10 protein-coding genes are annotated in these 9,025 nt (G+C 66.6%); 4 read left to right on the forward strand and 6 right to left on the reverse strand.

What is annotated here, in order from left to right; all coding sequences use genetic code 11:
• Nucleotides 1-39: 39 nt before the first annotated feature.
• The 3 genes from MNR01_RS15015 (at nucleotide 40) to MNR01_RS15025 (ending at nucleotide 2,186) form a co-directional block, all read left to right on the forward strand.
• The gene (locus MNR01_RS15015) at nucleotides 40-951 is read left to right on the forward strand and encodes a LysR family transcriptional regulator (protein WP_241918562.1); all 912 of its coding nucleotides are present in this window, start codon (nucleotides 40-42) and stop codon (nucleotides 949-951) included.
• Between the two features lie 143 nt (nucleotides 952-1,094).
• On the forward strand, nucleotides 1,095-1,805 hold the full coding sequence (locus MNR01_RS15020) for an SDR family oxidoreductase (protein ID WP_241918563.1): 711 nt from the start codon (nucleotides 1,095-1,097) through the stop codon (nucleotides 1,803-1,805).
• Between the two features lie 87 nt (nucleotides 1,806-1,892).
• Nucleotides 1,893-2,186 (forward strand): DUF1330 domain-containing protein, encoded by a 294-nt coding sequence (locus MNR01_RS15025; protein ID WP_241918564.1) that lies wholly within the window; start codon nucleotides 1,893-1,895, stop codon nucleotides 2,184-2,186.
• Between the two features lie 37 nt (nucleotides 2,187-2,223).
• Here MNR01_RS15025 and MNR01_RS15030 read toward each other — a convergent pair whose 3' ends face one another.
• The 4 genes from MNR01_RS15030 to MNR01_RS15045 all read right to left on the reverse strand — a co-directional run bounded on the left by MNR01_RS15030 (nucleotide 2,224) and on the right by MNR01_RS15045 (nucleotide 5,378).
• The gene (locus MNR01_RS15030; protein ID WP_241918565.1) at nucleotides 2,224-3,138 is read right to left on the reverse strand and encodes an alpha/beta hydrolase; all 915 of its coding nucleotides are present in this window, start codon (nucleotides 3,136-3,138) and stop codon (nucleotides 2,224-2,226) included.
• A 63-nt stretch (nucleotides 3,139-3,201) separates the two neighbouring features.
• Entirely contained in the window at nucleotides 3,202-3,423 is a 222-nt protein-coding gene (locus MNR01_RS15035) for a DUF2798 domain-containing protein (protein WP_241918566.1), read from the reverse strand.
• Between the two features lie 53 nt (nucleotides 3,424-3,476).
• The gene (locus MNR01_RS15040) at nucleotides 3,477-4,061 is read right to left on the reverse strand and encodes a TetR/AcrR family transcriptional regulator (RefSeq protein WP_241918567.1); all 585 of its coding nucleotides are present in this window, start codon (nucleotides 4,059-4,061) and stop codon (nucleotides 3,477-3,479) included.
• A gap of 78 nt (nucleotides 4,062-4,139) precedes the next feature.
• The gene (locus MNR01_RS15045; RefSeq protein WP_241918568.1) at nucleotides 4,140-5,378 is read right to left on the reverse strand and encodes an MFS transporter; all 1,239 of its coding nucleotides are present in this window, start codon (nucleotides 5,376-5,378) and stop codon (nucleotides 4,140-4,142) included.
• Nucleotides 5,379-5,658: 280 nt separating this feature from the next.
• Here MNR01_RS15045 and aqpZ point away from each other — a divergent pair, with 280 nt between their 5' ends.
• Complete coding sequence (aqpZ, locus tag MNR01_RS15050) at nucleotides 5,659-6,366, forward strand: aquaporin Z (RefSeq protein WP_241918569.1); 708 nt, start codon at nucleotides 5,659-5,661, stop codon at nucleotides 6,364-6,366.
• A gap of 143 nt (nucleotides 6,367-6,509) precedes the next feature.
• Here the strand turns inward: aqpZ and recQ are convergent, their stop codons facing one another.
• Complete coding sequence (recQ, locus tag MNR01_RS15055) at nucleotides 6,510-8,324, reverse strand: DNA helicase RecQ (RefSeq protein WP_241918570.1); 1,815 nt, start codon at nucleotides 8,322-8,324, stop codon at nucleotides 6,510-6,512.
• 120 nt (nucleotides 8,325-8,444) lie between these two features.
• The gene (locus MNR01_RS15060; RefSeq protein WP_345779017.1) at nucleotides 8,445-9,002 is read right to left on the reverse strand and encodes a Dps family protein; all 558 of its coding nucleotides are present in this window, start codon (nucleotides 9,000-9,002) and stop codon (nucleotides 8,445-8,447) included.
• Nucleotides 9,003-9,025 lie beyond the last annotated feature (23 nt).

Here is a 9,025-nt window from a genome sequence, read left to right on the forward strand (position 1 = left end):
GAGTACGATGCCAAAGGCTCCCATCGAGCGCCCGCGCACATGGATCGCATCGAAGCAATGAAGATCTTCATTGCGGCACTGGACGAAGGCAGCCTCGCCGGCGCCAGTCGCAGGACGGGCCGTTCGCCCGCCGCGGTGAGCCGGGCCGTCGCCTCGCTGGAAGCACACGTAGGCGTGCCGCTGCTGCACCGGACAACACGCTCGATCAAACTCAGCGAAGCCGGTGAGCGCTATGCCACCGCATGCCGCAGGGTGCTTGCGGACCTGGAAGAGGCTGACCGCCAGGCGGCGGGCGAGCGCTCGGTGCCGCGCGGCACGCTCACGATCACCTCGACTGTCTTTGTCGGCGTGGAGATCCTGCGGCCGATCGTCGATGCCTTCATCGACGAGTACCCGACGGTCAATGTGCGGATGCACCTGCTGGAGCGGCCGGTCAACCTGATCGACGAAGGCATGGACCTGGCGCTGCGAATCACGCACCTGGCCGACTCCACGCTGGTGGCCCAGCGCGTCGGCGAAGCGCGTCGCGTTGTGGTTGCCTCACCGCGCTACCTGTCGACCCATCCCCGCATCGCCGAACCGGGGGACCTTGCCAAGCATCCGATCATCGCCATGGCGCACATGGGGCTGGATGCCTGGAGCTTTCCGCCACCGGAAGGTTCGTCGATCGCCCGATCCGTTTCGTTCTCGCCGCGCCTGGTGGTCAACAACGTGCGCGCCGCGATCGCTTCCGCGGTGGAAGGCCACGGTGTCGCCCGCCTGCTCTCGTACCACGTCGCCGCTGAGATCGAGCAGGGCGATCTGCAGATCGTGCTGGAGGATTCGGAGCCGGCGCCGCTGCCCGTGCACCTGGTGTCACCCTACGGGCGACTGTCCGTGCCGAAGGTGCGCGCATTCGTCGACTTCGCGCTTCCGCGCCTGCGCGCCAGCTTCGCCCGCCTGAGCGGGTAACACCGGCGATTGTTGCGTTTGGCGGAAGGGTGTCTGCCGGAGGGCGGCGATTCGCAAACAGCACCCGTGCTCCTAGATTGAGGTTCGTCGGTAGCCAAGCGTTTCTGGCTCCGATCCCCCCCACATCCAAGAGTACAAACATCATGAGCAGTTCAAGCAAAGTCGTTATCGTCACCGGCGCCTCGCAAGGCATCGGCGCCGGCGTGGTCCAGGCGTTCCGCGATCGCGGCTATCGGGTCATCGCCAACTCCCGCAACATCAAGGCCTCGAACGATCCGGACATCCTGACGGTCGCCGGCGACATCGCCGAGCGCGAAGTCGCCGAGCGGATCGTCCGCGAGGGCCTGGCGAAGTTCGGTCGCATCGATACGCTGGTCAACAACGCCGGCATCTTCAACGCCAAGCCGTTCACGCAGTACACGCAGGACGACTACGCCAATGCCATCGCGGTCAACGTCGGCGGGTTCTTCAACATCACCCAGCTGGCTGCCGCCGAGATGGAGAAGCAGGGCTCGGGCCACGTGGTCACCATCACCACCAGCCTGGTCGACCACGCCATCGACGGCGTGCCGTCGGTGCTGGCGTCGCTGACGAAGGGCGGCCTCAATGCGGCCACCAAGTCGCTTGCCATCGAGTACGCCAAGCGCGGCGTCCGGGTGAACGCGGTCTCGCCTGGGGTGATCAAGACCCCGATGCATGCCGCGGAAACCCACGAGTGGCTGTCGGCGCTGCACCCGGTCGGCCGCATGGGCGATATCGCCGACGTCGTGCAGGCGGTGCTCTATCTCGACTCGGCCACGTTCGTGACCGGCGAGATCCTGCACGTCGATGGTGGCCAGAGCGCCGGTCACTGAAGGAAGGTCCTGCGTCTGGCGGCCATTGGACAGGCCGCCAGATGTCCACAGCATGCGGCGGCCGCAAGGCCGCCCGGGAGGCATCAGATGAAGAAGGGTTACTGGGTCATCGCGTGGAAAGCCATCTCCGATCCCGCCGCCGTGGAGCGCTACATCGCGCCCGGCACCGACGCGATCCTTGCGCATGGAGGTCGCATCCTGGCGGGAGGCCTGCCGGACAAGGCGTATGAGGAAGGCCAGTCGTCCCGGCTGGTGCTGGTGGAGTTCGACAGTCTGCAATCGGCCATATCCGCCTACGAGAGTGCGGACTATCAGGCGTCACTGATCCATCTGGTCGGCGCGGCCGAGCGCGACGTCCGTGTCATCGAAGGCCTTGCCTAGCAAACCAGCAGTTGCATTCCGGTGCGCGCCTGCACCTTCAACGGAACGAGGCGCGTATTTCTTCGATGGTCCGGTTGCGATCCTGCAGATGCGGGTAGTGGCCGATGCCAGGCAGCACGGCAAACGGGAGGTTGGCCTTCTGGCTGAACTCCACCGCCATGTCCTGCTTGATGTAGAGATCCTTCTCGCCCCAGACCACTTTCACCGGCGTCTTGAGCCGCGCGAGGTTCGACTCGAAGTACTGCTGGTCCCGCGTGAAGTGCGAGTAGTAGTGATAGAAGGCGTCCACTGACGTCATCTCCCCCTGGCTCCATCCGCGCGCCATGTCGTCACGGAACTCAGGGGAGATCGCGTAGCGCGCTTCCTCGGGAAGGCCGCGGTAGAACGTATTGGCGAGAATCTCGTCCCGATGCTCGTTCATGTAGGCGCGGGTCGGCTCTGCCGTTGGTGCCGACTTGAGGTTCTGCAGGCTCTCGTACATGTACTGGGGCCGATCGAACGGAGCGAAGTCGCCGACGATGATCGTTCGCGCGATGTCGGGCTGTTCTAGTGCCAGCAACAGTGCCGGCAGCGCTCCGATGTCGGTTGCGTAGATCGTCAGGCTCGACCGGTCGATGCCTGCCTTGTCGATGTACTGCTCGAGGACGTGCGCATAGTCCCTGGGGGCGTAGGCGAACCTGTCCGCCGCCGGGCGCGATGAAAGCCCGTAGCCGGGCCAGTCGAACGCGTGCACTTCGTAGTCGTCGCCCAGCGCGATGGCGATTTCCTGCCAGGCATGGACGGTTTCCGGGAAGCCGTGCAGCAGAAGCACGGTGCCCTTGGCTGCCGTGTTGTGCACGACCATGCTGCGCAACGACATGTCCCTGTCGATCTCGACGAATCCGATGTCGGCTTTCCGCTCAGGTTTGCCCGGATCATGGGCGCAGCCGGATGCAATCAGGGAACCGGTCATGAGGACACTCCCGATCAGGTTCTTGAAGGATGACTTGAACACGTTCTGTTGCCCCGTTGCACGCTACGGGATCAGCCGGTCTACCTGCGCCTGCAGGCGCGGGCCGACCAGCAGGATCGCCGGGATGACGATCAGGTAGCCCACGCCCCACGAACGCAGCCACGTCAGGGCGAAGTCCTCGGTGAACCCGAGGTTGAGGGCGAGCAGGGCGAAGGAAATGATTCCGGTGGTGACTACGCCCATCGAAAGGGCGAAGGCGATCTTGCGTTTGAGATGGGTGTTCATGGGGTCATCCGGAGATTGAGATACCGAGCGGTATATTCGTGGGCGAGAAAAAATCACGTCAGGGCGACGATGGAGTGTTCCACCGCGGACATGACGAGCTTGCTGTATCGGGTGTTGCCGGTCAGGCGTGACAGCATGATGGAACCTTCGATCGTGGCGATCAGCGTCACCGCAGTCTGCTCCGCATCGACGTCCTTGCGGAATTCGCCGGCGGCGATGCCCGCCTCGACGACCGCGACGAGATGCTTCTTCCAGCCCAGAAACGCCGCCTTGGCTTTCTCCCTGAGGGCAGGGTGGGTGTCGTCGGCCTCGATGGCGGTGTTGAGCAGGGGACAGCCACCCTCGGGAAAGTCGCTGGGCAGCCTGGTGTAGGCACCCGTGATGGCGAGCAGCCTGTCCTTGTTGGAGGCGTGCCTGTCCATCTGCGCCCGGACCGCGGCCTGTGCCTGTGCCCAGTTGTGTTCGAACGCGGCCAGGGCCACTTCTTCCTTGTTGGCGAAGTTGCCGTAGATGCTTCCCTTGGTCAGCCCGGTGGCTTGCTCCATGTCGGCCAGGGATGTGCCGGCATAGCCCTTGACGTTGAAGACCGGGGCGGTCTTCTCGACGATCAGGTTGCGGGTTCTTTGCGCCTTGTTCATGGCGACAAAATATACCGATCGGTATGCATTGTCAACACATTCCCGCAGCGGGTGCCGGGCAGCCTCCGGCATCCGCATTCATTCCTGCAGCACCGGCCTGAGCCCGTCCTGGTCGCGCTGCGCCGGTGCGGTCGGAAACAGCATCGCGATGGCCGCGGCGGCCAGACCCACCGCCATCGAACCCACATACAGCCACGTGTAGCTGCCGAAGCGGTCGTACAGCCAGCCGCCCATGAGCGGGCCGAGCGCCATGCCCAAGCTCGAGAGCATGTTCATGGCGCCAAGCACCGTGCCCAGGATGGCCGGACTGAAGGCATCGCGTGCGAGCGATGCGTACAGCGGCATGGTGCCGCCGTAGGCCATGCCGAACACGAGCGCCACGGCGTAGAACCCGTCGAGCTGGCTGACTTTCAGGTAGGCCACTGCCGCCAGTGCCTGGATCAGTAGTCCGGCGACGAGCACCGGCTTGGCGCCGATGCGATCTGCCAGTGCGCCGCACAGCAGTCGACCGCCCAGCCCGGCCGCACCTTCCATGCTGTAGATGGTGACCGCGGCGGTGACGCCGAGGCCGCACCCGACCGCATAGCTGACGGTATGGAAAATCGGCCCGGAGTGCGCCGCGCAGCAGGCGAAGAAGGCCAGCGCCAATATGATGAACGGCTTCGACTTCAACGCCTGGGTGGCGGTCATCGCCTGCGTGCTGGCGGCGTCGGCAGTGTCCCTGGCCGCCGGAACCGCGCGGATGAACCACACCGCAGGCAGCGTCAGCGCCCACGCCAGCACGCCGACGATCAAGAGTGTCTGGCGCCAGTCGTAGTGGCTGATCAGCCACGCCACCAGCGGCGACATCGTCATCGGTGCCACCCCCACGCCGGCCGAGACCAGCGAGATGGCCAGGTTGCGGCGCCGATCGAACGAGGCGGCAGTGGCGGCAATCACCGGGGCGAAGAAGCTCGACGACGCCACCCCCAGCAACACGCCGAAACTGAGCTGGAACTGCAGCAGGCTGCCGGCGCGACTGGCCAGCACGCACGACAGTCCGAGCAGCAGCGAGCCGGCCAGGACGATGACCCTCGGCCCGAACCGGTCGCTGAGCATGCCCCAGCCGAAGCCGGCGAATGCACCGCTGACGAAGGCCAGGGTCAGGGCGCTGGACAGGCCGGCTCGCGACCAGCCGGTCGCGGCGCCCATCGGCGCCAGCAGCACCGCCAGGGAGAAGATCGCGCCGATCGCGACGCAGCCCAGCAGGGCGCCGGCGGCGACGAGCGCCCAGTTGCGGTCCATCGACGGTGAGTCAGCGGAAGGGGAGCCGTTCATGCGCGCGATCTCCAGGTGCATCCGTGGCAGATACCAGGTAGACGAACCAGCGCGGAGGTAATCGACAGCTGGGCCGCCGTCCGGGGCGCAAATCACTTGGACGCGCCGCGCGGTGTCGGTGAACGATAGCTGACGCCGCGCGTCGACTTGAGATTGGCCTGATGGATACGGCCCTGGCTGCTACCTACGCTGGCTCGCCTGCACTCGCAGGTCGCAGCGCGTGCCTGCGAACCCAAGCCTGCGAACCAACCACAGTGGCGCCCGCGCCAAGGAGAAATGCATGATCAAGCGATTGTCGGCCGAGTTCATCGGGACGTTCTGGCTGGTGCTCGGGGGCTGCGGCAGCGCGGTGCTTGCGGCCAACTTCGGTGGCGACGGCAATCCGCTCGGGATCGGGCTGCTGGGCGTATCTCTGGCGTTCGGCTTGACGGTGCTCACTGGCGCATACGCGCTGGGCCACATCTCCGGTGGCCACTTCAATCCGGCCGTCAGCATCGGCCTGTTCGCCGGTGGCCGCTTCCCGGCCGCCAAGGTGCTGCCCTACGTCATGGCACAGGTGCTCGGCGCGATCTTGGCCGGCTGGGTCATTCACCAGATCGCCACCGGCAGCACCCAGCTGGTGATCGACCTCACGGCGCCGGGCGCATTCGCCAGCAACGGCTATGGCGAACTGTCACCGGGTGGCTACGACATGGCCGCGGCACTGTTGTGCGAAGTGGTGCTGACGGCAATGTTCCTGATCGTGATCCTCGGTGCCACCGATGGCAGGGCGCCGGCCGGTTTCGCGCCGATCGCGATCGGGCTGGCACTCACCCTCATCCACCTCATCAGCATCCCGGTGACCAACACGTCGGTGAACCCGGCGCGATCGACCGGCATGGCGCTGTTTGCCGGCAGCGGCGCGGTCAGCCAGTTGTGGCTGTTCTGGTTGGCGCCGATTGTCGGCGGCGTGCTGGGCGGCGTCGCCCATCGCGGCTTGAAGGGCTGACGAGGCATGCTGTCCCCACGCACGCGTCGTGCGAGGGGACAGCCAAGCAGGGACGCACCGGATCAGGCGCGGCTCGGCGGTGGCGCGGTAGGGTGGCCGCATGGGGTTGTAGCGCGGCGTGGGTGATGTCGCTGCGGATGCAGCTAGGGCGCGCTGTCGAACAGGTGTTGCAGCACGGCCTCACCGTAACGGTCGAGCTTGCCCGCACCGATGCCGGGGATGCGTGCAAGTTCGTCGAGGTCGTCGGGCGCGGCTTCGGCGATCGCGCGCAGCGTGCTGTCGTGGAAGATCACGTAGGCCGGGACGTTCTGCTCACGCGCGGTGGTGGCTCGCCAGTGACGCAGGGCATCGAAGCGCAGCTGCGAATCGACGTCCAGCTCGATCATCTGCACCGTGGTCGCGCCGCGCGTCTTGCGTCCGCGCGCCGGCTTGGGCGCCTCGTGGCGGAAGCGCAGTTCGCGTTCGCCGCGCAGCACCGGGCCGCTGGCGACGGTCAGACGCAGCGCGCCGTGGTGTTCGACATCGGCCTCGAGCAGGCCGTTGGCGACCAGCTGGCGGAACACGCCGCGCCACTGATGCTCATCGAGGTCGTTGCCGATGGCGAAGGTGCTGACGCGCTCGTGGCCCCACTGCCGCACCTTCTCGGTGTCGGCGCCGCGCAGAACGTCGATGACGTGGCCGGCGCCGAAACGCTGGCCGGTGCGGTACACGCACGACAATGCCTTGCGCGCTGCCTCGGTGCCGTCCCAGCTGCTGGGCGGTTCCAGGCAGTTGTCGCAGTTGCCGCAGGCGCCCGGATGCGGTTCGCCGAACCAGCCCAGCAACGCCTGGCGTCGGCACTGCGTGGATTCGCAGTAGCCCAGGAGGGCATCGAGCTTGCCCAGCTCCAGGCGCTTGCGATCCTCGCCGGCCTCGCCCTGCTGGATCATCGTGCGCAGGTTGACCATGTCGCCCAGGCCGTAGCTCAGCCACAGTTCGGCCGGTTCGCCGTCGCGGCCGGCGCGGCCGGTTTCCTGGTAGTAGCCCTCGATCGACTTGGGCAGGTCGACATGGGCGACGAAGCGCACGTCGGGTTTGTCGATGCCCATGCCGAAAGCGATCGTCGCCACCATCACCACGCCGTCCTCCTGCAGGAAGCGCCGCTGGTTGCCGGCGCGCAGCTGCGCGTCCATGCCGGCGTGGTAGGGCAGGGCCTTGATGCCGGCGGCCTGCAACTGCTCGGCGACGCTCTCCACGCGCTTGCGCGAGAAGGCGTAGACGATGCCGCTCTCGCCGCGATGGCCGGACAGGAAGTCCAGCAGCTGGCGCACACCGGCGCCGTCCTTGTGGACGACTCGGTAACGAAGGTTGGGGCGGTCAAAGGAGCTGACGAACTGGCGTGCGTCTTCCAGCGCCAGGCGCTCGGCGATCTCGCGCCGGGTCGGCGCGTCGGCGGTGGCGGTCAGGGCGATGCGCGGGATGTCGGGCCAGCGCTCGTGCAGCACGGTGAGCTGGCGGTACTCCGGGCGGAAGTCATGGCCCCACTGCGATACGCAGTGCGCCTCGTCGATGGCGAACAGGCCGATCCGGGCGCGCTCGAGCAGCGACAGGAAGCGGCCGGTGAGCAGGCGCTCGGGTGCCACGTAGAGCAGGTCGAGCTCGCCGGCCAGCAACTGGCGTTCGACGTCGGCGGCGGTGGCCGCATCCAGGGTGGAGTTCAGGTAGGCCGCGCTCACGCCGAGCTGGCGTAGCGCCTCGACCTGGTCCTGCATCAGCGCGATCAGCGGCGAGACGACCAGCCCGCAGCCGTCGCGCAGCAGCGCGGGGAGCTGGTAGCACAGGGATTTGCCGCCGCCGGTGGGCATCAGCACCAGGGCATCGCCGCCACTGGTGACGTGTTCGACGATCTGCGCCTGTTCGCCGCGGAAAGCAGGGTGGCCGAAGATGCGGCGGAGCAGATCGAGTGCGGGGTCGGACATGCGCCTAGTTTAGCGGGCGCGGGCCGGCGACCAGTCGGGAAAACGTGGATCTTGAGGTGGGCTGGGTGGCAGGGCCCTCACCCCAACCCCTCTCCCGCAAGCGGGAGAGGGGCTCATAGGTCACTCCAGCAGCGAGCGCAGCATCCAGGCGTACTTCTCGTGGGTCTGCAGGCGCTGGGTCATCAGGTCGACGGTCGGGTCGTCGCCGGCATCGTCGGCGGTCTTGAGCACCTTGCGGGCGGTGCGGGCCACGGCCTCGTTGCCGACGGTGAGCTGGCGGACCATCTCGCGCCAGTCCGGGGCTTCGGTCAGGCCGGGCTCTTCGGCGATCGAGCTCAGGCGGATGAACTCGGCGTAGGAGCCGGGCGCATTGAAACCAAGGGCGCGGATGCGCTCGGCGGTTTCGTCCAGCGCATTCCACTGCTCGGTGTACTGGCCTTCGAACATCACGTGCAGGCTGTTGAACATCGGCCCGGTGATGTTCCAGTGGAAGTTGTGGGTCTTGAGGTACAGCGTGAAGCTGTCCGAAAGGAAGCGCGACAGGCCTTCGGCGATCTTCTTGCGATCGGCACCGCTGATCCCGATATCGATGCCCGGGTGGCTGGGCGCGGGCGCTGACGGGGTCTTGGACTTGGCGGATTTCTGTTTAGCCACTGTTTTTCTCCCTTCGCTGAGCATTGCGGGCGACAATAGGCGGTGCC

This window comes from Lysobacter sp. S4-A87 (genome assembly GCF_022637455.1).
Lineage (GTDB): Bacteria > Pseudomonadota > Gammaproteobacteria > Xanthomonadales > Xanthomonadaceae > Lysobacter_J.